Consider the following 24,273-nt stretch of genomic DNA (forward strand, 5'->3'; position numbering starts at 1 on the left):
GGAGCGGGCGGGATAGTCAGGCCTTTGCTGTGGCCATCTCCGCTTCGCCGGTCGTTTCGGTTTTCGGCTGGAGAGGACGGCGGGCATAGCGCTGGGCCAGAACCGCGCAGGCGAAGAGCTGAGCCTGGTGGAACAGCATCAGCGGCAGCACGATCAGGCCGAGCGCCTGGCCGGGGAACAGGATATTCGCCATCGGGATGCCGCTCGCCATGCTCTTCTTCGAGCCGCAGAAGACGATGGCGATCTCGTCCTCCTTCGAGAAGCCGAGGCGCCGGCTGGCGAAGGTCGTGATCGCCAGCACAGCGGCGAGCAGAGCGACATCGAGTGCGATGACGAGGCCGAGATCGGCGAGCGTGACCTGCGACCAGATGCCGGCGACCATGCCCTCGCTGAAGGCGGCGTAGACGACGAGCAGGATCGAGCCGCGATCGACCAGCGAGATCGGCGCCTTGTGGCGTTGCAGGAACGGCCCGATCAAGCGGCGCAGCAATTGCCCGACGAGGAAGGGCAGCAGCAATTGCAGGGCGATGCTTTCGACGGCGCGCGTGCTGAAGCCGCCGCCTTTCGAATCGAGCAGCAGCACGACCAGCAGCGGCGTCAGCACCATCCCGAAGAGGTTGGAGACCGAGGCGCTGCACAGGGCCGCCGCGACATTGCCGCGCGCGATCGAGGTGAAGGCGATCGAGGATTGCACGGTCGAGGGCAGGATGCAGACGAAGATCAGCCCGGCGATCAGTTCCGATGGCAGGACGCCGGCGAAGACACGAGCAAGCACAAGGCCGAGGATCGGAAACAACACATAGGTGCTGGCGAAGACCAGCGATTGCAGGCGCCAATGCAGCAGACCTTCCCAGACCGCAGCCGGCGACAGCCTCGCGCCATAGAGGAAGAACAGCAGCGCGACGGCGATCGAGACGGCGTCATTGGCGATCACCGCGCCTTCGCCATGCGCCGGGAACACGGCCGCGATCGCGACGGTCGCCATCAAAGCGATCAGGTAGGGATCGATGCCGAAGCGGGCGAGGGTGCGGCGGATCATCTGCGGTCCTTGTGGCGGAGTGCCGCGTTGTAATCCCAGCCACGTTCATTTTGATCCCGACTGATGCGGATATCGGCTATGATGTATCATGATGAGCACCAATTCCGATCCGAAGCCCCTCGATCCGATCCTCATGCAAAGCTTCCTGAAGGTCTGCGAGACGCTGAGTTTCACCGAGGCTGCTCGCCAGCTCGGTCTGCGCCAATCCTCGGTGAGCCAGCATGTCGCGCGGCTGGAGAAGCGCCTGGGCCGGCGCCTGCTGGAGCGCGACACCCATGGCGTGCGGCCGACGCCGGATGCGGACGCGATCCTGCCCTTCGCCCGGCAGGCGCTCGAAGCGGGGCAAAGAATCGAGCGCTATCTTGCGGGATCGACCCTGCGCGGGCGGCTCAGGCTCGGGGTCTCCGAGGATTTCGCCTATACGGCGCTGCCGGAGATCCTGGCTGCCTTCGCCATGCAGCATCATGCGATCGATCTGGAATTGACGGTCGGCCTCAGCGGCCTGCTCTACGAGCAATATGACGCGGGCGACCTCGACCTGATCTTCGCCAAGCGGCGCAAGGGCGATGCGCGCGGCGAGGTCGCCTGGCAGGAGCGCCTCGTCTGGGCCGGGCGACCCGGCGCGCGGCTGGCCGAGCAGCCGGTCGTGCCGCTCGTGCTCTATCCGCCGCCGAGCATCACGCGCGTCCATGCAATCGAGACGCTGGAGCGGGCGGGCCGGGCCTGGCGCGTCGCCTGCACCAGCGGCAGCCTTGCGGGCCTGCGCGCGGCGACGGTGGCGGGGCTCGGCATCACCGCGCATTCGGCCCGCCTGATCCCGCAGGGCCTCGCCGAGGTCGAGCCGCGCGAGGCGCTGCCGCCGCTGGGCACGATCGAGTTCGTCGTCATCGGTGGGCAGTCGCATCAGGCCGCGGCGCGGGCACTGGCCGACAGCATTCTTTCGAGCGCCGGGCGCCTCATGCCGGAGGCACCGCGCCGCAGCGGGCGCGGCTAGTCGCGCGCCAACGCCGCGACCGGATCGAGCTTCGCGGCGTTGCGGGCCGGCAGGAAGCCGAAGGTCAGGCCGATCAGGGTGGAACAGGCGATCGCGACGGCGAAGGCCTCGCCGGAATAGATGAACCTCATCTGCGCGCCCGAGGCCTCGAAGCCGTAGCCGATGGCGAGCGCCAGCCCGATGCCGAGCGCGCCGCCGATGAAGCAGACCAGCGAGGCCTCGATCAGGAATTGCTGCATGATGTCGCTGCGGCGCGCGCCGACCGCCATGCGCAGGCCGATCTCGCCGGTGCGCTCGATCACCGAGACCAGCATGATGTTCATCACGCCGATGCCGCCGACCAGGAGCGAGATGACGGCGATCGAGGAGATCATCAGCGTCAGCGTCTGCGTGGTCGCGGTGATGGTGTTGCGGATCTCGTCCTGATTGAAGATGAAAAAGTCCTTGGCGCGGTGGCGATGGGTCAGGAGCTCCGTCACCGCCTCCTGCGCCGCCGCCATCGGTGTGTCGTCGTCGACGCGCAGCGTGATCGAGCGCAGCGAGAGGTCGCCGAGGAAGCGGCCCTGCACCGAGCTGTAGGGCAGGAAGACCTGCGGGTTCTGACTGCCGCCGAAGCCGCCCTGCTGCTGGCGCATCACGCCGACGATGCGGCAGGGCACGGCGCCGATCAGGATGACCGTGCCGATCGGGTTGGCGGTGCCGTTCGGGAAGAGCACGCCGAGCGCGTTCTCGTCGATGACGACGTCCTGTGCCAGCGTGCGGACATCCTCGGCGGTGAAGAAGGAGCCGCGCGTCAGCACGCTGCCGCGCACGTCGAAATAGCGCTCGCTGACCCCGTTGACCTGCGCCGTCGCCTCGACATTGCCGAGCCGGATCGTTGCGCTCGTGGTCACGGTCGGCGTCACGCTTGCGGCATAGGGCTGGCCGGCCAGCACCTGCGCGTCGAGCACGGTCAGCGTCTTGACCCGTCCGGAGCGTGTGTCGCCGAAGCTTGCCCCGGGGAAGATCTCCAGCGTGTTGGTGCCGAGGCCCGAGATGTTCTGGAGCACGTTCTGCTTGGCGCCTTCGCCGAGCGCGACGACGCTGACCACGGCGGCGATGCCGATGACGATGCCGAGCATGGTGAGCGTCGTGCGCAGCTTATGGGCGGCCATGGCGCGCACGGCCATGCCGAAGGCCTCCTTGAGCCGGCCGAAGCCGGCGCGCACGCGGCCCGCCGGGGCTGGCACGGGGGAGGGCGGCGGCACGGCTTCCGAGCGTGGCGCAGTGCCGCGGTCGTCGATGATCCGGCCGTCGCTGAGCTCGATGATGCGATGGGCGCGCGCCGCGACATTCATGTCGTGGGTGACGAGGATGACGGTATGGCCCTCGCGGTTCAGTTCCTCGATCAGGGCCAGCATCTCCTCGCCACTCTTGCGGTCGAGCGCACCGGTCGGCTCGTCGGCGAGGAGGACGCGGGCGCCGTTCATCAGGGCGCGCGCCACCGAGACGCGCTGCTGCTGGCCGCCTGAGAGTTCCGAGGGGCGGTGCGTCGCGCGCGAGGCCAGGCCCAGGCGCTCCAGCAGCTTCGCGGCGCGGCTCTGGCGTGGGCCGGGCGGCACGCCGGCATAGATCGCGGGCACCTCGACATTGGCGAGTGCCGTCAGCTCGGAGAGCAGGTGATAGCGCTGGAACACGAAGCCGAAATACTCGCGCCGGAGCCGGGCGAGTTCATCCGGGTCGAGGTCGCGGGTCGGACGACCGTCGATCTCGTAGCTGCCGCCGGTCGGCCGGTCGAGGCAGCCGATGATGTTCATCAGCGTCGACTTGCCGGAGCCGGACTGGCCGACGATCGCGACCATCTCGCCGGCCTCGATGACGAGGTCGGCACCGTCGAGCGCCGCGACCGCGGCCTCGCCCTCGCCGAAATCGCGCCGGACGCCAGCGAGGCGGATGAGCGGCTTGCCCATCGCGATCGCCTCAGAAACCAAAGGGCGAGCGCCGGGCGCGCGTCGGGCGCGTCGCATCCGGGCCGCCGCTGCTGCGCGTGGTGACGACGCGCTCGCCCGCCTTCAGGCCGGAGGTGATCTCGACCACGATCTTGTTGTCGAGCCCGGTCGTGACCTTGCGCTGTTCCGACTTGCCGTCGGGGCCGAGCACATCGACGAAGGCATTGGGCCCGCGGCGCCGCACCGCGGTCGAGGGAATGGTGACGACGCTCTCGGCCCGCCCGACGATGACGGTGACCTGTGCCGTCATCGAGGTCAGCAATCGGCCTTCCGGGTTCGGCACCTCGAACAGCGCGTTGTAGTAGACCGCGCTGGTGCTGGCGGCCGAGGACGAGCTGCTCGCGCTGGAGGACGACGTCATGTTCTGCGTCTTCAGCGTATCGGGTGCCGGCTCGACATAGGATATCTTGCCAGGGAAGCGCCGCTCGGGCGCGCCGAGCACGCTGAAATAGACCTCCTGGCCGGCCTTGACCCGGAGCACGTCGGCTTCCGAGATCTTGGCCTTCACCGTCATGGTCGAAACGTCGCCGAGCACCACGACCGTCGGCGCGGATTGCACGGCATTCACCGTTTGGCCTTCCTGCGCGACGATGGCCAGCACCGTGCCGGGGCTCGGCGCGGTGATGCGGGTATAGCCGAGCTTGGCGCGGGCGTCCTCGACCTTCACCTGGCTCGACTGGATCTGCGCATCGAGCGACTCGATCTGGGCGCGGGTCACGCTCACCGTCATCTCGGCATTCTCGAAGGCGTCGCGCGAGACGGCGTTCTGCCCGACCATCTGTTTCTGCCGGGCGAGCACGGCCTGGGCATAGGCGAGGCTGGCGCTGCGCTCGGCGCGCTGGGCCTTGAGGGCGGCCAGATCGGCCTCGGCCGAGCGCAGCGCGTTCTGCTGGGTGATGCCGTCGATCTCGGCGATGAGGTCGCCCGTCGCGACATTGTCGCCGAGCTTGACCTTCAGGGAGACGATGCGGCCGGTCGCCTGCGCGCCGACGCTGACCTGCCGGACAGGCTCCAGCGCGCCGGAGGCGAGCACCGCTTCCTCGACATTGCCCATCACCGCTTCGCTGCTCGGCAGGCTCACCGTCTCGGCCGGCGAGGGCTGGCGGGCCTGCCAGACATAGTAGCCGCCGGCGGCCGCGAGGATCAGGGCGGGAATAAGGAGGCGGCGCAGCCTCATGGTTGCGGCTCCTCGACGGGAAGAATGCGCAGGCGCGGACCGGTCTCCGCGTCGATGACGGCCGGGGCCGAGACCTCGACCGGCCTCAGCCAGCCGCCGCCCAGCGCCTTGTTGAGCGCGATGAAGCTCGTGGCGAGCGCAACCCGGCTCTGGATCAGCGATTCCTCCGATGCGTAGAGCGTGCGCTGGGCTTCGAGCACATCAAGGAAGCTCGCCGTGCCCGCCGTATAGAGTGCGCGGGAGAGCCGCGCGGCTTCGCCGGAGGCGCGGGCGGCCTCGGTCAGGCTGCCGAGCCTGAGCCGCTGCTGCCGCAAGCCGACTAGATTGTCCTCGACATCCTGCAGCGCGGTCAGCACCGCGAGGCGCAAAGCCGCGTCCTGCTGGTCGCGCCGGGCGCGGGCCGCATCCACTGCTGCCGCGAGTTCGCCGCCATTGAAGATGGGCACGCTGAGGCTCGGGCCGATTGACCAGCCGATGGCACTGTTCTTGGCGAGATCGCCGAGCTTCAGCGCCGAAGTCGAGATATTGCCGGTCAGCGAGACCGACGGATAGCGATTGGCCTCGGCCTGGCCGATACGGGCGGTCACTTGGGCGAGCACGCGCTCGGCCGAGCGGACATCCGGGCGGCGACGCAGCACATCGGCCGGGATGCCGGCGCGCGGCGGGGCAGGCGTGCCGGGGACGGCCGCCGTGCGACTGAAATAGCCGGCCATGGCGGCCGGCGGGCGGCCGGTCAGCACGGCAAGACGATGCTGGCTCTGGGCGAGCGAGGCTTCGAGCGCGGGGATCTGCGCCTCAGTGCTCGCGGCCTGTGCGGTGGCGCGGGCGGTGTCGATCGCCGAGATGTCGCCGGCCTGGAAGCGGGTGCGGGTCAGCGCCTCGGTCTCGCGCTGGGTCTTGGCCGTGCTGCGGGCGAGGACGATCCGCGCCTGCAGGCCGCGCGCCTCGACATAGGTCGAGGCGACATCGCCGATCAGCGTCAGCATGACCGTGTCGAGATCGTCGAAGGCGGCATCCGTGCCATAGGTCGCAGCCTCGACGGCGCGGTCGCGCGCGCCGAACAGGTCGAGTTCCCAGGAGGCGTCGAAGCCGGCGCGGAAGCTGTTGCGGGTGACGGTGGACGAGCGCGAGCGACTGGCAGAGGCGCCGCCATCGACCTGCGGGAAGAGCGCGCCGACCGCCTGCTCGCGGGACGCACGCGCCTCGCGGATGCGGGCCTTGGCCTGCGCGACGTCGAGATTGCCGGCGATGGCCTGATCGATCAGCGCGTTGAGCGTCGGGTCGCGGAAGCCGCGCCACCATTCACTCGGTCGCAACGAGGTCTTGCTGGCCGCAGCCGCATTCCAGCGCTGCGGCAGGTCGAGCGTGGGCGGCGCATAGTCCGGTCCCACCGCACAGGCACCAAGACCCAGCGCCAGCACGGCCATGGTAACGGAGCGAATCATTCCGGCCAGAATGCCGGGAAAACCCGAGCCCGGCACCTCTCAGCCGCATGAATACGCAAGATTCAGTCCCTATAGCCAATCCGCCGAACTCTGCCTTTGGCAGAATGGCAGGCAGATGGCTACCAGATTACCGTTCTGTCAGGCAGGGCGTCATATCGTGGTGCGGGCGCCCGGCGCGCGCATACGTGCGACAACCTCGTCGCTGGTCACCACGTCTCCGAATTGCTGGATGACGTTTTCGAGCGCCGAGCGATGTTCGTCGTCGGAAAGCGCCGCGCAGCAATCCTCGACCATGATCCCTTTGAAATCCAGCATCATGGCGTCGCGCAGGGTCGACTCGCAGCAGATGTTCGTCTTCGTCCCGGCAATCAGCAGCGTGTCGATGCCCATGCTGCGCAGGATGCGCTCCAACTGCGAGGACCCGGCGATCATGGCGCTGTAACGGTTCTTCAGCACGATCCGGTCGGCGGGATCGACGTCCAGTTCCTTCCAGACGGTCTGGCGTTCCGCCCCGAGGCTTTCGATCGTTCGAGCGCGGACGTCATTGGCGACGAAGCCGTTGAAGAACAGCTCCCAATCCGAGCGTCCTGCGCTCTGGTTGTTCGCATGAAGCACCCACATCACGGGCACGCCCAGCGGCCGCAACGCGGCGGCGAGCCGGTTGATCGGGCCTACGATGCCGCGCGAAGCCGCGACCTCCGCCGGGGCGCCGGGCTCGCAGAACGTGTTCTGCATGTCGATGACGATGAGCGCGCTACGGGCCGGGTCGAGGCTGTCGAAAGGGTGCAGCCGGCCGCGCCGCGCCATCACGCGGTCGATGATCTCCTGCCTTATCGTCACGCTATGCATCGTCGTCTCCTTGCTCACCCGAAATGCGGCCGGTATCGCCGCGCAGGTTTGCTCAGGGCTTGTCAGATGACCATCCTGTGAGACAGCGTCTTCACGGTCATATAGTGCGCCAGTCCTTCGGCGCCACCCTCGCGGCCATAGCCGCTGTCCTTGACGCCGCCGAAGGGCACCTCGGCGACCGAGGCCTCCAGCGTATTGATCGAGACATTGCCTGACTCGATGCCCTCGGCGAGTTGGTCGGCGCGGGCTGCCGAATGGGTGAAGCCGTAGGCCGCAAGCCCGAAAGGCAGGGAATTGGCCTTCTCGATGGCTTCCTCGACCGTGCGAACGGGGTTGATGATCGCCATCGGGCCGAAGGGTTCCTCGCGCAGCGCGCGGGCATCGTCGGGCAACTCGGTGAGGACGGTGGGCGGGAAGAAATAACCGCGATTGCCAAGGCGCTCGCCGCCGGTCAGGACGCGCCCGCCACGGGCGCGGGCATCGGCGGTGAGCGCTTCCAGCGCCTCGATGCGGCGATGGTTGGCGACCGGCCCCATCTGTGTCCCGGCATCGAGGCCGTTGCCGACTTTCGTGGCCTGCGCCTTTTCCACAAAGGCCTTGGTGAAGCGCTCGTAGATATCCTGCTGGACGAAGAAGCGCGTCGGCGAGGTGCAGACCTGCCCGGCATTGCGGACCTTGCGGGTGGCGGAGAGATGGGCAGCGGCGATGGGGTCGACATCGTCGCAGACGATGACCGGGGCATGGCCGCCGAGCTCCATCAGCACCGGCGTCATATGCCGGGCTGCAAGCTCCGAGAGGTGCTTGCCGACCGCAGTCGAGCCGGTGAAGGCGACGAGTCGGGTCTGCGCCTGCGGGATGAGATAGCTCGAAATCCTGGCGGGCACGCCGAAGACGAGGTTGAACACGCCGGGCGGCACGCCGGCATCATGCAGGGCCCGCGCGATATGGAGGGCGCCGGCCGGCGTCTCCTCGGCCGCCTTGATGATGATCGAGCAGCCGGCGGCGAGCGCGCCCGCGATCTTGCGGCAGGGCTGGCTCATCGGGAAATTCCAGGGCGAGAAGGCCGCGACCGTGCCGACCGGCTGATGCATCACGACATAGCGGATGCCGGGCTCGCTCGGGATGACGCGGCCATAGGCGCGCTGGCCCTCGGCCGCATCCCATTCGAAGAACTCGCAGCCCCTGACCACTTCGAGCCGGGCCTGCGCCAGCGGCTTGCCGTGCTCCAGCGTGATCGAATGGGCGATCTCCTCGACGCGTTCGCGCATCAGCGCGGCGGCCTTCAGCATGATCTCGGCGCGGGTGCGCGGGGCCATACGGCTCCAGACCCGGAAGCCCTCGGCGGCAGCCGTCAGCGCATCGTCGAGATCGGATTGAGCGGCCAGCGGCACAGCGCCGATGACGCTCTCATCGGCCGGGTTGAGCACCGGCTGCTCCTCCGCCGTCTTCCGCCAGGCGCCGCCGATATAGAGCTTGAGATCGGGATAGGTCGTCATGGAAGCCTCGGCTGGCGATGCGTTCAGCGGTCTCTGCGCGGCGTGTCCGCCGTCTTCAGAAGGACCATAGGTGGCGGGTCATTCTGTAATCCAGTCGGCTAAATCAGATAAATTCAGATTGTTATGGTTATGAATGGTGCGAGCCCGCCTCATTGCCATTCCGGACAAGCCGCGAAGCGGTACAGATCCGGAATCCACCCAACGGCGCGTCGCCCAATCGTGGATTCCGGGTCTTCGCTTCGCTGCGCCCGGAATGACAAGACAAGGTCAGCGCACCAGAGTGCTTACGCGGTTCTCGATGAGCCTCACCAACCCCAGCGCCGTCATCTCCGACGATTTCGGGTTCGTGGCGAGCGGGCGGTTCTCGATGGCGATGTCGAGCTTGCCGAAGGCGCCGCGTGCGCTGAGCTGGTGGCCGTTGCCGCCGGCGGCGGGATCGGCGACGAGTTCGACGCGGGTGCGGTCGAGTCCGATGCCGGCCAATGCCGAGATCACCGCGACATTGGCGTTCTGCGGGAAGCGCGAGGCGGCCTCGCGGGCGGTGCCGGAGAAGAAGGCCGTTGGCTTGGTGAGTCCATCGAGCGCGATCAGGCTCTCGGCCGAGGTCCCCTTCCAGGCAGCGGGCGGCTTGACGATGCGATGGACGACCTCGTCGAGCGGCAGCAGGGAGGCGGCGGTGATGCCATCGATGCCGGCAAGCGCGCCCGGCGGAATCAGGAGCTGGCTGCCCCGGCTTTCGGCCGCAGCGATCAGGCGGGCGAGCAAGGCGTCGTCGCAGAAGGCGCTGGTCGAGGCGACGGCGAAGGCAGGAGCGTGCGCAAGCGCGGACTCGCCCCAGATGCCGACCGCTTCGCGGCCTGCGGCCTCGAGGATGAGGTCGAGGTCGAGCCCCGCCAGTTCATCGGGGGTCGTGATCAGCTTCGCGCCGGCCGGGATATCGGTGGCTGCGGCAGCGTTGCGGACGGCGACAGCAGCGATAGAGATTTCGCCTTTGCTTCTCTCCGCCAGCAATTCCGCGACACGGCGATTGATGGCGCCCCAGCCGATCAGGGCGAGGCGCAGTGGCTTGGCGGGACGGGTCATCGGCCTTCCGCCGTTCGCAGGGCGAGGTGGAGCAGGGCGCCGCCATTGAGGCCTTCCAGCATGCTGAAATGATGGCCGGGGCAGATCAGGGGCGCCGGCGCCTGCCATGTCGCGGCCAGCGCGGCCGATTGCGCCTTGAAGGCGTCGCTCTCGCCTTCGCCGACCGCGAAGGCGATCCGCGTGGCCTGCGGACGCGGCTGGGCGATGGGGCTGAGCCGCGTGGCCCGCGCGGCATCGTCGAGCCCGAGCAGGCGGCCGAGCGGCAGATGGCCGAGCGGATTGAGATGATAAAGGCCGGATAGCAGCAGGGCCGAGGCGATTGGCGGCGTATCCGGGGCGCAGAGCACCATAGCGGCGAGATGCCCGCCGGCGGAATGGCCGGAGATATGCAGGCTGTCGGCATCGAGCCCAAGCGCATCGGCTTCACGGACGAGGAAGTTCAGGGCGGCGACACTCTGGGCGATGCTGCCCTCCAGTGGCGTATCCGGCGCCAGCCCGTAATTCGGCATGGCGACGGCATAGCCTGCATCGAGCAGCCCTTGCGCAAACTGGGCGTGCTGGACCTTGTCCGAGGCCTGCCAGTAGCCGCCATGGATGAAGACGAAGATCGGCGCGCGCGTTGTGCCGGCCGGGCGGTAGAGGTCGAGCGTCTCGAAACGGCCGGAGCCATAGGCGAGATCGGCGGCGCCGTGGCGGGCGCGGAAGGCCTCGCCGTCGCGGCTCCATTGCCGGAACAGCGCCTTCATGTCGGCCTGCAGGCGCGGGCTGTATTGCCGGCCGAGCTCGCGCAAGCTGTAGCCATCGACAAGCGTATCGGGCAGCGGTTGTGCGGGAGCATGGCGCGCGCGGATTGTCAGGCCGGGCTCGGCGCTGGGCACAAGGCGGATGGTCGGACGGAAGCCGGCGAAGGTCTCGCGATAGGCCAATTCGACGGTATGGCGGGAGAGATGGAAGGCTTCGGGCCGATCGGTTTCCCAGACCATCTCGCGCAGGTGATGCGGGCCGCAGCCGGCGGCGATGAGCCCGGCCAGAACATGGCCCAGCGCATCGCGCAGGGCCTCGACCGGATCGGTCTCGGTGCTGTGCGCGACGATTTCTTGGAGTTCCGTCTCAGACGCCGACATAGCGATGCACCAGTTCCGCGTTAGCTGCGAGGTCGGTGCTGGAGCCCGACCAGACCGTGCGGCCCTTTTCGATGATGTAGTGCCGGTCGGCGATGCGCTTCAGCACATTGATGTTCTTGTCGATCAGCAGGATCGACTGGCCTTGCGCCTTCAACGCCTCGATGCAGCCCCAGATCTCGGCGCGGATCACCGGCGCGAGGCCCTCGGTCGCCTCGTCGAGGATCAGGAGCTTGGGATTGGTCATCAGGGCGCGGCCGACCGCAAGCATCTGCTGCTCTCCGCCCGAGAGCGTGCGGGCCGATTGGCCGGCGCGCTCCTGCAGGCGGGGGAACAGGGCGTAGACCCGTTCCAGCGTCCATGGCGAGGAGCGCTTCAGCCGGTTCGAGGCGGTGGCGACGAGGTTTTCGCGCACACTCAGCGTCGGGAAGACCTGTCGGCCTTCCGGCACGAGGCCGATGCCGCAGCGGGCGATCTTCTCGGGTGCGATGCCGCGCACGTCCCGGCTCTCGAAGCGGATGTCGCCACCCTTGGGCGCCAGCAGCCCCATGATCGAGCGCACGGTCGTGGTCTTGCCCATTCCGTTGCGGCCAAGCAGGGTCACGACCTCGCCCTCGGCGATGTCGAGCGCGACGTCGAACAGCACCTGGCTCCGGCCATAGGCGGATTGCAGGTTGCGCACGCTCAGCATCAGGCGTCTCCCTCGCCAAGATAGGCGGTGCGGACCTCCGGATTGTCGCGGATCTGCTCGGCCGTGCCGGTGGCGATGACGCGACCATAGACCAGCACGGAGATGCGGTCTGCCAAGGCGAAGACGGCCTCCATGTCGTGCTCGACCAGCAGCATGGTGACGCGGCCCTTCAACGCGGAGAGCATCGCGACCATCTGCTCGCTCTCGGCATGGCCGAGCCCCGCCATCGGCTCGTCGAGCAAGAGCAGGCGCGGCTCGCAGGCGAGCGCGATCGCGAATTCGAGCTGCTTCTGCTCGCCATGGGAGAGATCGGCAACCTTGACCTCGGCGCGGTGGCTGAGGCCCGCAGTGGCGAGATGCTGGCGGGCGCGGGCACGCAAGCTCTCGTCGCGGCGTGCATTGCCGAGGAAGCGGAAACTATGGCCGTCATGGGCCTGCACGGCTAGCGCGACATTGTCGAGCATCGTGAAGTCCGGCAGGAGCTGGGTGATCTGGAAGGTGCGGGCGAGTCCGCGCCGGACGCGCTGGGCGGTCGGCAGGGCGCCGATATCCTCGCCCGACAGCGTGATCGCGCCTTCGTCATGCGAGAGTTCGCCGAAGAGCTGGGTCAGCAGCGTGGTCTTGCCGGCGCCGTTGGGGCCGATCAGCGCATGGATCTCGCCATCGTGGACATCGAGATCGACGCTGTCGGTGGCAATGAGCCCGCCGAACCGCTTGCGCAGGCCGCGCACGGAAAGAAGCGTCGCGGTCATGGCGCGCTCCTGCCGAGGCCGACGCGGGAGAGCAGGCCGTTGAGCCCGCCCTGGGTGAAGAGCACGACGAGCAGCAGGATCGGCCCGAGCACGAGTTGCCAGTGCTCGGTCCAGCTCGTCAGCACGGTCTCGAGGATGACGAGGGCGGCGGCGCCCAGGAGCGGGCCGAGCAAGGTGCCGACGCCGCCGAGGATGACCATGATCATCAGCTCGCCGGACTTGGTCCAGTGCAGCATGTCAGGGCTGACGAAGCGCAGGTAATTCGCCATCAGCGCGCCGGCGAGACCGGCACCCATCCCGGAAATGACGAAGGCGGCGAGCTTGTAGCGATAAGGCGCGATGCCGATCGCGGCCATGCGCCGCTCGTTCTGGCGGATGCCTGCGAGAACCATGCCGAAGCGCGAGCCGACGATGCGCCAGAGCGCCAGGAAGACAAGCGCCGCGATGGCGAGGCAGATGAAATAGAAGGTGACGTCGTCGCGGGTGTTGAGGTCGAACAGGGCATTGCGGCGGCGGATCGTCATGCCGTCATCGCCGCCATAGGCCTTGAGCGAGACAAAGAGGAAGAACAGCATCTGCGCGAAGGCGAGCGTGATCATGATGAACTGCACGCCGCTGGTACGCAGCGAAAGCGCGCCGATCACGCAGGCGAAGAGGCCGGCGACGAGGATCGCGGCCGGCAGCGTGATCAGCAACTGGTCCGTGCCGGGGATGAAGCCGAGGAAGAGCGCGTCGTCGGCGAAGGTGCGGTAAAGGATGCCGACCGCATAGCCGCCGATGCCGAAGAAGGCGGCGTGGCCGAACGAGACCATCCCGCCGAAGCCGAGGGCGAGGTTCAGGCTGGCGGCGGCGATGGCATAGATCAGCACGCGCGTCGCCAGCGGCACCAGCGCCGGCTGGCCGATCGCCTGGACGACGAAGGGCAGGGCAACCAGCACGACGGCGAGGGCCAGCAGCGCGACGATGCGGCCCGGTGCGGGGGTGGCCGAATCCGTGTGGGTGATGGTGTTCTCAGACATGGGCGGGGAACAGTCCCTTGGGCCGCACCAGCAGCACGATCGCCATCAGCAGATAGATTCCCATCGAGGCGAGGCCGGCGCCGAGGGCATCCGCCTCCGAGCCGGTCATGACATGGCGCAGCAGGCCGGGCGCGAAGGCGCGTAAGCTCGTGTCGACGAGGCCGACGAGCAGCGCGCCGAAGAAGGCGCCGCGAATCGAACCGACGCCGCCGATCACCACCACGACGAAGGTCATGATCAGGATCTGCTCGCCCATGCCGACCTGCACGGCGAGGATCGGCCCGGCCATCAGGCCGGCGAGGCCGGCGAGCAGGGCGCCGAGCGCGAAGACGGCGGTGTAGAGCAGGCGGATGTCGACGCCGAGCGCGCGCACCATCTCGCGATGGGTGGCGCCGGCGCGCACCAGCATGCCGATGCGGGTGCGGTTGATCAGCAGATAGAGGCCGAGCGCGACGAGAAGACCGACGGCGATGATCGCGAGCCGATAGACCGGATAGGTCAGGCCGGGCAGGAGCTGCACGGAGCCGTTCAGCGCCGGAGGCACCGAGACGAAGAGCGGCTGGCGCCCGAAGAGCAGCGTCACGCTCTGGTTGAAGATCAGGATCAGCGCGAAGGTCGCCAGCACCTGGTCGAGATGATCCCGCGCATAGAGCCTTCGCAGCACGACGAGCTCCATCGCCATGCCGACGAACGCTGCGGCGGCGAGGCCGGCGAGCACGGCGATCAGGAAGGAGCCGGTCTGCGCCGCGGCGAAGGCGGCGGCATAGGCGCCGACCATGTAGAGCGAGCCATGGGCGAGGTTGATCACCCCCATGATGCCAAAGATCAGCGTCAGCCCGGCCGCGAGCAGGAACAGCATCACGCCGAACTGCAGGCCGTTGAGCAATTGTTCGAGAACGAGCGTCATCACTGCCAAATCCGGACAGGCGGCAGAGGCGTGTGATCCTCCGCCGCCGTTCCGATACGAGAGTTGCGTGAACGGCTAGACCAGCCGGTTCAGAGCTTGCAGTCCTTGGCGTAGACGTCGCCATGGTTGCTCAGCACCTTGCCGGAGGTCTTGAGCACCGGCGTGCCGTCGGCGCCCTTCTCGACCTTGAGCGCGTACCAGTCCTGCACCGGGTGCTGGTTCGGGCCGAACTTGAAGGCGCCGCGGACCGACTGGAAATCCGCCTTGGCCAGCGCCGTGCGCAGGGCCGGCACATCGGCCTTGCCGCCGGTCGCTTTCAGGGCAGACGCAATGGCGAGCGCGGCGTCGTAGCCCTGGCTGGCATAATAGGTCGGGGCGCGGTTGTAGGCCTTGGTCCAGGCCTCCATGAATTTCTTGTTGGCCGCGTTGTCGAAGTCGGAATTCCAGTGCGCGGTGACGCTGAGACCCAAAGCGGATTCGCCGACCGCCTTCAGCGTGGTGGCGTCGAGCGAGGGCTCGGCCAGCACCATCGGGGTCTTACCGAGCAGGCCGGCCTGCTGGTACTGGCGCAGGAAGGCGATGCCGAGGCCGCCAGGGTGGAACTGGAAGACGACGTCGGGATTGGCGGCGCGGATCTGCGCCATCTCGGGGGCGAAGTCGGTCTGGTCGAGGCGGGTATAGACCTCGCCGGCGATCTCGCCCTTGAACATGCGCTTGAAGCCGGTCAGCGCGTCCTTGCCGGCCTGGTAGTTCGGCGCGAGGATGAAGGCCTTCTTGTAGCCGAGATTGGTGGCGTATTGCCCGGCGCTCTCGTGCAGGCTGTCGTTCTGCCAGGAAACGACGAAGTAGTTGGCGTTGCACTCCTTGCCGGCGAAGTTCGAGGGCGCGGCATTGGGGCTGACATAGAGCGCGTTGGAATCGACGATATCGGGCACGGTCGCACCGGCGACGTTCGAGAAGACGATGCCGGTGAATATCTTCACGCCGTCGGTCTTCAGCATCTTCTCGGCGATCTGCTTGCCCTGGCCGGGCTTCAGCGCGTCGTCCTCGACCATCAGCTCGACCGGCACGCCGCCGAGCTTGCCGCCCTCGAGGTCGATGGCGAGCTTGAACGCGTCGCGGATGTCCTGGCCGAGATAGCCGCCAGGCCCCGAGAGCGTGGTGATCATGCCGATCTTGACCGGCTGCTGGGCCAGCGCCGTGGAGGCCGCCAGCGTGGTCGCGATGCCGAAGAGCAATCCGCGCAGTTTCATCATGGACTCCAGTCGTTCCGTTTTTGCCTCTGAGATGGTCGAACGCGGCGTTTCTGCGCCGCCGCGCTTAGGCGTATTTCGATGCACCATCACCGCGCCCCGGCCGGGACGCAAGGCGCTGCTGCCTGTTATCCAAGCACGGACTCCCTCGCTAGCGGGAGCCCGTCTTTCGGAGTGGCAGCGTCAGAGCGCGACCCAGCCGGCTGGGGGCTTGCGGCCGGGATGGAGCGCGCCGCAATGCTTGCAGGTGCGGGCCTTCTCGTCCGCGAAGAACGCTTCGTAGAGCGGCGGCAGGTCCTTCACGAGGTCCTTCACCTTGAGCTCGATGCGGTACACGAGGCCCTGGCACTCGAAGCAGTACCATTCGAAGCCGTCGACCTGATCGCCATGGCGCGCCGGCTCGACCACGAGTCCGATCGAGCCTTCCTGCGGGCGCTGCGGGGAATGGCGCACATGCGGCGGCAAAAGGAAGACGTCGCCCTCGCGGATCGTGACGTCATAGTGCTTCCCGTTGTCGACCAGCTTCAGCATCATGTCGCCCTTGAGCTGGTAGAAGAACTCCTCCACCGGGTCGTCATGGTAGTCAGCGCGCTGGTTCGGGCCGCCGACGACCATCACGGTCATCTGGCCGTCGTCGAACACCTTCTTGTTGCCGACCGGCGGCTTGAGCAGGTGCTCATGCTCCGCGATCCATTTCTTGAAGTTGAAGGCCTTGAGCCGTCCTTCGGTCGCCATGGTTCCCACTCCCATCCTTACTCGTGAATTCGATCAGCCGGCCTTCGCGAGCGGCGCTTTGCCCAGGCCGCAGGCGTCGAAGGCAGCGCGCGTCGCGGCCTTTTCGGCCTCGGTCAGCTCCAGCATTGGCGCGCGGACGCGTCCGCCGACCTGACCGAGCAGGTCCTGCCAGTATTTCTGATGCGCATGCGGCTTCTCGGAGGGCCGCGTGCCGCGCAGGGCCTCGCGCACCGGGTTCAGGCTGTCGCGGATGGCGCGGGCTTTCTCGGCCTCGCCGCGGAAGGCGAGATCGGTGTATTCGCGCATGCGCCGGTCGTTCGCCGTCTGGATCAGGTAGGGCGGCGAGGAGCAGAGATAGAGCTGCCAGCCAAGCTCGAGGATGTTGTCGAGCCATTCCTCCTCGGACGCCGTGCTGACCAGGATGCGGTCGCCGGCCAAGCGCGTGAGCTCGGCATACATCGGGCGCGGCACGCTGTATTTGATCGCGACGACATTCTCGATGTCGGCGAGCCGGTTGCAGAGCTGCGGGCTCATCAGGTAGCCCGAATCCGGATGGCTCCAGAGCGCGATGCCGATATCGACCTTCTCGGCGATGGTCCGGTAGTACTCGTACAGCGTCTCGTCCTGCGCCTTGAAGAAATGCAGGATCGGCGCGTGGACGACGATGTAGTCGGCGCCGACCTTCTGGGCGTGCTTCGCCAGATCGATGACGACGTCCATGTTCTGGTCGGAGCAGGACATGATGGTCTGGCCGCGGCCGGCCGAGGCCTCGACCGCCAGCTCGAAGTTGCGCTTGCGCTCCTCCAGCGACATCGAGAAGAACTCGCCCTGCTTGCCGGCGATGAACAGGCCGTCGATCCCGAGATCACCGAGCCAGTGGCGGATGTTCTGCCGGAAGCCGTCCTCGTCGATCGCGCCCGATTCCGTGAAGGGCGTGAGCGCAGCCGCCCAGATGCCCTTCATATGGGCGCGGGCATAGGCCTTGGCGTCTTTCTTGGCGTATTTCATCAGGCCGGCTCCCGCATTCCGGAGCGGCTCGGGCGTAAGCGGCCTCGGGCGACGCGATCATTCCGCGCCATCATCCGAAATGCCCTTGCCCGACAACCTCTCCCAGGCAACCCGACATGCATGCCGGGCGATGAGGGATGATGGCATGAGAGCCGGGGTATACGGCAACTCGTAACATTCGTATGAATTCGGAAGCTATCCTTATAAATCGGGAAATCCATGGCGATCACGCTGCGCCAGATCCAGGCCTTCCTGGCCGTGACCGAGCAGGGCACATTCACCAAGGCGGCCGAGCGCCTGAACATGGCGCAGCCGGCGCTCTCCCAGCTCGTGCGCGACCTGGAGCGGGAACTCGGCATCCGCGTGCTCGACCGCACGACGCGGCGGGTCGAACTGACCGAGGGCGGGCGCGAGTTTCACGGGGCTGCGCTGAAGATCGTGCAGGACCTCGACACGGCCGTGCTGAACGCCAATGGCCTGGCCGAGCGCCGGCGTGGGCGCATCGTGGTCGCGGTGCCACCGTTGCTCGCCGCGGTGATCATGCCGCCGACGATCGTGGCCTTGCAGCAGAAATATCCCGGCCTGCAGGTTGCGATCATCGATGCGCGCAACGATCTCGTCGTCGAGGCCGTACGCTTCGGCAAGGCCGATTGCGGCGTCGGCACCTTCCCGGCGCTCGACGACACGATCGAGCGCACGACGCTCGCCCGCGACAGCCTGATGCTGTTCTGCGGGCGCGGCAGCCGCTTCGCCTCGCAGGATTCGGTGGCCTGGCGGGACCTTGCCGACGAGCCGCTGGTGACGCTGACCCGCGACAGCGGCATCCGCCTGCTCGCCGAGGTCGGCTACGAGACCGCCGAGATCACACTGAAGCCGGCCTATGAGGTGACGCAGATCACGACCGCGCTGGCGCTGGTCGAGGCCGGGCTCGGCATCGCCGTGCTACCGACCTATGCGCGGGCGGTGGCGCCGGCCTCGGTGCTGGTGCGCCCGCTGACCGAGCCGTCGATCGCGCGGGACATCGTGATGATTCGCCCCGGCGGCCGCTCGGCCTCACCGGCGCTCTCGGCTTTCGAGGGGCTGCTGCGCCGCTTGGTGCGCCAGCTCGCGCCGAGCGAGGCTGATTGAGAAGGCGCTGACAAGCAAAAAGGCCGCCCGGTGAGGCGGCCTTTCGTCCCTGTATTGCAAGGGCATCAAATGGTGGGCGCGACAGGGATCGAACCTGTGACCCCTACGATGTCAACGTAGACAAAAAAGCCGATTCGCCGGGAAATTCACGGTCCTACGACGGAAAGTCGAGTGAACAAAGAGGGGACAAAAAGGCGACATAGCGAGGTTTGCTATTGAATTGCTATTGACGATTGGAGGCTCGGGTACCTTGGCGTCACCAATCTCTTGCGGATCTTTATATCCTGCAAAGAAGCATTTCCCACTAGATCGATAGTGAGAGGCTCCAAGAATATTTTGGACTCACCGGTTCATAACCAGTATGGGTAGCGAACTGACACTTGTGTAGGACCCACCAATTGCCTCGCCCACTGGAATTCAATCCCGATGCAGCGCTCAATAGCGCCATGCGCGTGTTCTGGAACAAGGGGTTCGAAGCGACTAGTGTCGTGGATCTCATGCAGGCGACGGGGCTCAGCAAGAGCAGCCTCTATGGAGCCTTCGGCGACAAACGCGAACTCTTCCTCACGGCTTATGACGCTTACAGACGCGATAGGGCGCGCGAGATGGAGTTGACCCTGAAACAGGGCACAGCAAGAGAGGCGATCGAGGTATTCTTTTGCAAGGTTATCAATGATGCGACTGCTGTTGAGTTTTCGAACGGCTGCATGAGTACGAACCAGGCGGTCGAACTCGCGCCGCACGACCCTCAGGTGCGAAACCGTGTCGAGACCGATTTTCAACTCATCGAGGACGCCTTAGCCCGATGCATCGAGCGCGGCCAGAAGGAGGAGAGTATCAAAAGCAAGGTGGAGGCTCGCAAGCTGGCGCGTCTGTTTGTCGTGGCCTTTCCTGGATTGCAGGTGATGGTTCGTGCCGGGGCCGCCAAGCCACGGCTTGCGGATGCGCTTGAGTTGCTCTTCGCCACTCTGGATCATTGAAACAAGCTCGCTATTTGGAAATTATGGACCGATCGGTCCTTATTGGAAACGTGGCTGCGGGCAAGCTGCCGCCTCATCCCTCAGATCATCGCGTCATCGACGCTGTGACGATTGCACCGCCGGCATCCAATTCCGGATAACCGTCGCAAATGGAGAGATAAAATGAGTTACGATCGCCTCACTATAGACAATGCTGCGGTTCTTCTTGTTGACCATCAGACTGGTTTGTCGAACGGCGTGCAGGATCAGAGTGTTCCTGAATACCTGACGGCTGTCACCGGTTTAGTTAAACTTGCTAAAGCTTTTAAGCTTCCCACGGTGATTACGACGAGCGCTGCAGACGGCCCCAACTGGCCCATTCTGCCGATCATCAGGCAGACCCTTCCGGATGCGCCGCTCGTTCATCGCCCAGGGGAAATCAATGCGTGGGATAATGCCGAGTTCGTTGCGTCAGTCGAAAAGACCGGTCGCAAGAAGCTGATCGTTGCGGGTGTTTCAACTGAGGTGTGCGTCGCCTTCGTCGCCCTGTCCGCAATCAAGGCCGGCTACGATGTTTACGCAGTGATCGACGCCTCGGGCACTTGGAATAAGCTTGTCCAGGAAGTGGCCGTCGCTCGCATGGCACAGGCAGGCGTCAAGCCCATCACTTGGGCTGCTGTCGGCGCGGAGTTGCAGGCCGATTGGCGCAATCCCTCGGGCCAAGACCTGGGCCACATCATGGGCGAGCACCTGCCATTCTACGGCAATCTGTTTGCCAGCTTCCAAGCGGTCAAAAGCTGATCCGCGTCTAATCCTCTGGGGCGGCGCGCAAATGCTGCCACTCGAAATAGGTAGCGTCTTCCCGTCGATGTCAGCGAACTCGGCGGTTGGGCCGCAACCAGGAAGGATTGGCCATCCTATGATGGACCACTTCGAAACAGGAGATAGTGATGCTTCGAATCCTGCGTTCGGGCGCTAGCGCTTCCTTCGCACAGGGACCGTTCAAGATAAGACGGATACGGCCCGGCGCCATTTTTGGACCAGACAATGATCAGGCATTTGGCCCGTTCAGTGTTATGGATCATGCCAACCTCGACGTGGGGACGGTCGTTCGCATGCACGAGCATAGGAACGACGAGATTCTCAGTTACATGTGGCGTGGAAAGATGGTCCATGAAGACTCCACCGGACAGGCGGTGTCGATTGGTCCGCGTCGGCTGATGATGATGAACGCTGGAAAAAGCTTCTGGCACGAAGAATCCACGCCGGATGTGCCGGTGGAGATGCTCCAAATATTCATCCGCCCGCGTAACTCAGATCTCCCCGGCCAAGTTCAGTTCTTCGACAGGCCTGATGACTCGGCGAGCGGGAGCTGGATCCTGATCGCTGCAGCGGAAGGAGAGGGTGCTCCGCTTTCGATACGGCAGGACGTGACCGTCTACGACGCTCATCTTAGGGTCGGAGAGTCGATCAAGATCCCGCACGTCGAGGGCCTGTCGCAATGGCTCTATGTTATGGATGGAGAGATCTCGATCGGCGGTGACTCGCTTCAAAAGGGCGATGCGGTGACCGATTTCGATGATGCTCTGCCTCCGGTCGAAGCCAAAATGCCAACCGGACTGGTCCTTTTTCTGGTCAACCGCAATGCCACCGCGTCTCTCTTGGGCACAATCAGCGGACGTTAGGCCACCTGAACCGCCTCGGGCTCACCGGAGCCCGCTCGATTCGAGTCAGCCTGCGATCGCTGCCTCGTCCAGCATCGCAAAATAGCGTGCGGCAACGCGCTGGCAATGCCTGCGCGTTGCTCTGTTCCCGCGGGGGGCGGTTAGCGACCGAGGCAGCTGTTGAGCGCCGCCACCAGTGCTTGGGGGCGCTGTCGGCCGGACTGGGCCGGATCCATGGCGTTCATGGAATAGCCGAAGCCGAGATGGAGATCGGGGTCGGCAAAAGCGGTCGCTCCGCCGGCGCCCATCATGCCGATCGTCCTCGGGCCGGTGCTCGGGAAGTTCTCGGTCGGCATGAGGAAACCGAGGGAAAGCGAGAGCAGCCGGTCCTGCACGTCCTTCCCTGTCCATTGCACCTCCGCAGCGCGCTCGACAGCTGCCGCGCTCAGTAGCCGGACACCGTCGATCGCGCCGCCGCAGGCCAGGACGCCGCAGATTCGCGCGAGCGCACGCGCATTCGTATGGGCGTTGACGGAGGGGATCTCGGCGCGCCGCCACTCGCGGCTGTTGAAATCCTCATCATCCCAGAAGATCTTCCAGCTCTTGGCGAAGATGTTCGTGCCTTCGTCGATCCAGGCCTGCGATATGTGGTCTTCCTTGTCCAGGAAGGTCGCGACACGCGCGTCCTCCTCGTCGCGGAGGCCAATCACGCAATCGATTCCAAGAGGCTCGGCGATCTCCTTGCGCAGGAACTCCCCGACCGAACGGTTCGTCACTCGCTGAAGAACCTCCCCGATGATGAAGCCGTAGTTCGCGGAATGATAACAGGGTGTCGTGCCCGGCTCCCACAGCGGCGCTGTTGCTGCCAGGCCTTCCGTCATGCGCGTCCAGTCATAGGCCATTCCAGGCGTAGCGCCGGCGACGATCGGGATACCGCAGCGGTGGTCCAGCAACCAGCGAACCTTTGTCTTCTCCTTTCCCGCCTGTCCGAACTCCGGCCAGTACGTCGTCACGAGTTCATCGACGTCGATCAGCCCGCGGTCGACGGCCATGTGGAAGGCGAGGGCGGTAATTTCCTTGGAGACCGACTGGACACAGCAGATGGTGTCCTTCTGCCAGGGCTCCTTTTGCGCGGCATCTGTGTTTCCGCCCCAGAGATCGACGACGGTCTCTCCGCGGACGGTCACGGATACCGACGCACCGACTTCACCGCGCGCGGTGAAGTTCTTGTAGAAGGCATCCTTCACCGCGGCGAAGGCGGGACTGCAGAAGCCGCTTATTTCGATCGAGCGGCCAGGATTGTTGATGCTGCGCACCATCACGTCGTCTCCAGGAAAGGCATGTGCAAGCGGCGACTGGCGGCGGGAGCCGCCGATGCCGACTATTTGAGGCGAAGGTCGAGGGCCTTGTACAAGGTGACGGCCTGGTTGCCGTGCGCCTTCATGGGGGCGAGGCGAGGGCCCATGATCATGTAGGCCTGGTCGTGGACGAGCGGCATCCACACATCGTCCTTGTGCACGATCAGCTGGGCCTGCTTGTAGGCCGCCTCGCGTTTCGCGGGGTCGGTGGCGGACCGTGCCTCCCGGACGAGCTTGTCGAACTCCGCGTTGCGCCAGTTCATGCGGTTCGGGACGGGGATTGCGGTCGATGCAAAGTTCTCCGACATCATCATGCCCGAGGTCAGGTATGGCTGCTGCAGCCCATACATCTCGAAGTCCTGCTGGGCGGCTCGCTGGAAGAACACGGCTCCGTCGAGCAGCTCGAGCTTGGCGTCGACGCCGATCTGGCGCAGAGAGCCCTGAATGGCCTGGGCGACGTCAGCCATGATCGGCGCGGGGATCACCACCACCGGAGCCAGGCGCACGCCGTCCTTGGCACGGAACCCGTCCGCTCCGCGGGACCATCCGGCCTGATCCAGCAACGCATTGGCCTCAGCCAAGTTGAAGCGGGACAGGACCGGCTCGAGCTCGGGATTGTAGTCGGTCGACTGGGGATGCGTGTAGCTGTAGGCGGGGTCGGATCGGCCAAAGAACACGGTGCGGGCCAGTTCATCCCGGTTGATGGCCATGTTCATCGCCTTGCGGACGCGGGCGTCCGACACCATCGGGCGATCGGTCTTGAAACCGAGATACAGCAGCGAGAAGAAGGTCGCTGGCCGGACCACGGAGAATTGCCGGGCCGACTCGAAGCGCGCGATCGACCAGCGCGGCACGTACTGCGTGAGATCCGCTTGCCCGGCCGTCATCGCGGCCATGCGGGTGCCTTCGTCTGGCACCTGCTTCAGGACGATCTGCTCGACATGCGCCGGGCCGCGGTTCTGATAGAAGTCGGGTCCCCATTTATAGTGGGGATTGCGCTTCAGGACGAGTTCGTTGCGGGGCAGCCAGCGCACCCAGCAGAACGGGCCTGTGCCGTTGAAGTGCTTGACGCCGAAATCGGTCCCCAGCTTCTCGACCTCGTTGCGATCGATGATGGATGACGACACCTGCGTCAGGTTGATCAGCAGTTCCGAGTGCGGCTCGTTGAGTTCGTAGACGACCGTCGTGTCGCCCTCGGCTCTGATGTCCTTCACGCTTCCGGCCTGGTTTGCGAGCGGAGCCCGCGTCTCCGGCGCGATCCACCGCTTCAGCGAGAAAACGACGTCCTCGGCCTTCATCGGGCGACCATCGCAGTAGCGGACGTCGTCGCGCAGCGTGAACCTGTAGGTCAGGCCGTCCGGCGAGGCGCTCCATGACGTCGCCAGCAGCGGCTTCACCGTCTTCTGATCATAGTCCAGCGCCAGCAGCGTATCGGCGAGCAGGAACGCGATCTCGGTCATCGGCCGACTGACGACCTTGTGGGGATCGTAGCGCTCGGCTTCCGCCGCGCGCAGGATCGTGACCTGGCTCGTGCCCTGCGCCGAAGCGCTTGAGCCGGCGAGGGCGAACGCCAGCAAGAGGGTGGCCTTGAGCGATTTCGACATTCC

22 protein-coding genes are annotated in these 24,273 nt (G+C 66.0%); 5 read left to right on the plus strand and 17 right to left on the minus strand.

Annotated elements, in window-relative coordinates; all coding sequences use genetic code 11:
• Positions 1-16: 16 nt before the first annotated feature.
• On the minus strand, positions 17-1,039 hold the full coding sequence (locus Q9235_RS21840) for a bile acid:sodium symporter family protein (protein WP_306223897.1): 1,023 nt from the start codon (positions 1,037-1,039) through the stop codon (positions 17-19).
• Positions 1,040-1,127: 88 nt separating this feature from the next.
• Between Q9235_RS21840 and Q9235_RS21845 the strand changes: the two genes are divergently transcribed.
• Positions 1,128-2,033, plus strand: a complete 906-nt coding sequence (locus tag Q9235_RS21845) for a LysR family transcriptional regulator (RefSeq protein WP_306223898.1) — start codon at positions 1,128-1,130, stop codon at positions 2,031-2,033.
• Here the strand turns inward: Q9235_RS21845 and Q9235_RS21850 are convergent.
• From Q9235_RS21850 to Q9235_RS21915, 14 genes are all read right to left on the minus strand, one after another.
• Positions 2,030-3,982, minus strand: a complete 1,953-nt coding sequence (locus tag Q9235_RS21850) for a MacB family efflux pump subunit (protein ID WP_306223899.1) — start codon at positions 3,980-3,982, stop codon at positions 2,030-2,032. The genes Q9235_RS21845 and Q9235_RS21850 overlap by 4 nt on opposite strands.
• Before the next feature lie 10 nt (positions 3,983-3,992).
• Positions 3,993-5,198, minus strand: a complete 1,206-nt coding sequence (locus Q9235_RS21855; RefSeq protein ID WP_306223900.1) for an efflux RND transporter periplasmic adaptor subunit — start codon at positions 5,196-5,198, stop codon at positions 3,993-3,995.
• A complete protein-coding gene (locus Q9235_RS21860; protein WP_306223901.1) occupies positions 5,195-6,643 on the minus strand; it encodes an efflux transporter outer membrane subunit in 1,449 nt (482 codons plus the stop codon). Before Q9235_RS21860 ends, Q9235_RS21855 begins: the two co-directional genes overlap by 4 nt.
• Positions 6,644-6,793: 150 nt before the next feature.
• A complete protein-coding gene (locus tag Q9235_RS21865; RefSeq protein ID WP_306223902.1) occupies positions 6,794-7,492 on the minus strand; it encodes an isochorismatase family protein in 699 nt (232 codons plus the stop codon).
• 62 nt (positions 7,493-7,554) lie between these two features.
• Entirely contained in the window at positions 7,555-8,988 is a 1,434-nt protein-coding gene (locus tag Q9235_RS21870; RefSeq protein WP_306223903.1) for an NAD-dependent succinate-semialdehyde dehydrogenase, read from the minus strand.
• A 267-nt stretch (positions 8,989-9,255) separates the two neighbouring features.
• Positions 9,256-10,071, minus strand: coding sequence for an aspartate dehydrogenase (locus tag Q9235_RS21875; protein WP_306223904.1), 816 nt, complete (start codon positions 10,069-10,071; stop codon positions 9,256-9,258).
• On the minus strand, positions 10,068-11,195 hold the full coding sequence (locus Q9235_RS21880; RefSeq protein ID WP_306223905.1) for an alpha/beta hydrolase: 1,128 nt from the start codon (positions 11,193-11,195) through the stop codon (positions 10,068-10,070). The genes Q9235_RS21875 and Q9235_RS21880 overlap by 4 nt, the downstream gene beginning before the upstream one ends.
• A complete protein-coding gene (locus tag Q9235_RS21885) occupies positions 11,182-11,883 on the minus strand; it encodes an ABC transporter ATP-binding protein (protein WP_306223906.1) in 702 nt (233 codons plus the stop codon). The genes Q9235_RS21880 and Q9235_RS21885 overlap by 14 nt, the downstream gene beginning before the upstream one ends.
• Positions 11,883-12,635 (minus strand): ABC transporter ATP-binding protein, encoded by a 753-nt coding sequence (locus Q9235_RS21890; RefSeq protein ID WP_306223907.1) that lies wholly within the window; start codon positions 12,633-12,635, stop codon positions 11,883-11,885. Before Q9235_RS21890 ends, Q9235_RS21885 begins: the two co-directional genes overlap by 1 nt.
• Positions 12,632-13,654, minus strand: a complete 1,023-nt coding sequence (locus tag Q9235_RS21895; protein ID WP_306223908.1) for a branched-chain amino acid ABC transporter permease — start codon at positions 13,652-13,654, stop codon at positions 12,632-12,634. The genes Q9235_RS21890 and Q9235_RS21895 overlap by 4 nt, the downstream gene beginning before the upstream one ends.
• Positions 13,647-14,561, minus strand: a complete 915-nt coding sequence (locus Q9235_RS21900) for a branched-chain amino acid ABC transporter permease (protein ID WP_306223909.1) — start codon at positions 14,559-14,561, stop codon at positions 13,647-13,649. The genes Q9235_RS21895 and Q9235_RS21900 overlap by 8 nt, the downstream gene beginning before the upstream one ends.
• Before the next feature lie 89 nt (positions 14,562-14,650).
• A complete protein-coding gene (locus Q9235_RS21905; protein ID WP_306228396.1) occupies positions 14,651-15,814 on the minus strand; it encodes an ABC transporter substrate-binding protein in 1,164 nt (387 codons plus the stop codon).
• 183 nt (positions 15,815-15,997) lie between these two features.
• Positions 15,998-16,549 (minus strand): 3-hydroxyanthranilate 3,4-dioxygenase, encoded by a 552-nt coding sequence (locus Q9235_RS21910; RefSeq protein ID WP_306223911.1) that lies wholly within the window; start codon positions 16,547-16,549, stop codon positions 15,998-16,000.
• Between the two features lie 33 nt (positions 16,550-16,582).
• Positions 16,583-17,557, minus strand: a complete 975-nt coding sequence (locus tag Q9235_RS21915) for a dihydrodipicolinate synthase family protein (RefSeq protein WP_306223912.1) — start codon at positions 17,555-17,557, stop codon at positions 16,583-16,585.
• Between the two features lie 219 nt (positions 17,558-17,776).
• Here Q9235_RS21915 and Q9235_RS21920 point away from each other — a divergent pair, with 219 nt between their 5' ends.
• The 4 genes from Q9235_RS21920 to Q9235_RS21935 all read left to right on the plus strand — a co-directional run bounded on the left by Q9235_RS21920 (position 17,777) and on the right by Q9235_RS21935 (position 21,329).
• Positions 17,777-18,685: a LysR family transcriptional regulator gene (locus Q9235_RS21920; RefSeq protein WP_306223913.1), complete on the plus strand. Its 909-nt coding sequence runs from the start codon at positions 17,777-17,779 to the stop codon at positions 18,683-18,685.
• 398 nt (positions 18,686-19,083) lie between these two features.
• Positions 19,084-19,665: a TetR/AcrR family transcriptional regulator gene (locus Q9235_RS21925; RefSeq protein WP_055727339.1), complete on the plus strand. Its 582-nt coding sequence runs from the start codon at positions 19,084-19,086 to the stop codon at positions 19,663-19,665.
• A gap of 162 nt (positions 19,666-19,827) precedes the next feature.
• Entirely contained in the window at positions 19,828-20,445 is a 618-nt protein-coding gene (locus Q9235_RS21930) for an isochorismatase family protein (protein WP_055727188.1), read from the plus strand.
• A gap of 149 nt (positions 20,446-20,594) precedes the next feature.
• Positions 20,595-21,329 carry a pirin family protein gene (locus Q9235_RS21935; RefSeq protein ID WP_055727187.1) on the plus strand — a complete coding sequence of 245 codons (735 nt, stop codon included), beginning with the start codon at positions 20,595-20,597 and terminating at the stop codon, positions 21,327-21,329.
• A gap of 140 nt (positions 21,330-21,469) precedes the next feature.
• Here Q9235_RS21935 and Q9235_RS21940 read toward each other — a convergent pair whose 3' ends face one another.
• Together Q9235_RS21940 and Q9235_RS21945 are read right to left on the minus strand one after the other, a co-directional pair.
• Entirely contained in the window at positions 21,470-22,627 is a 1,158-nt protein-coding gene (locus Q9235_RS21940) for a serine hydrolase domain-containing protein (protein ID WP_055727186.1), read from the minus strand.
• Between the two features lie 62 nt (positions 22,628-22,689).
• Positions 22,690-24,270, minus strand: coding sequence for an ABC transporter substrate-binding protein (locus Q9235_RS21945; RefSeq protein WP_055727185.1), 1,581 nt, complete (start codon positions 24,268-24,270; stop codon positions 22,690-22,692).
• Between the last annotated feature and the right edge of the window lie 3 nt (positions 24,271-24,273).

Origin of the sequence: Bosea beijingensis, assembly GCF_030758975.1 — a bacterium.
Taxonomy (GTDB): domain Bacteria; phylum Pseudomonadota; class Alphaproteobacteria; order Rhizobiales; family Beijerinckiaceae; genus Allobosea; species Allobosea beijingensis.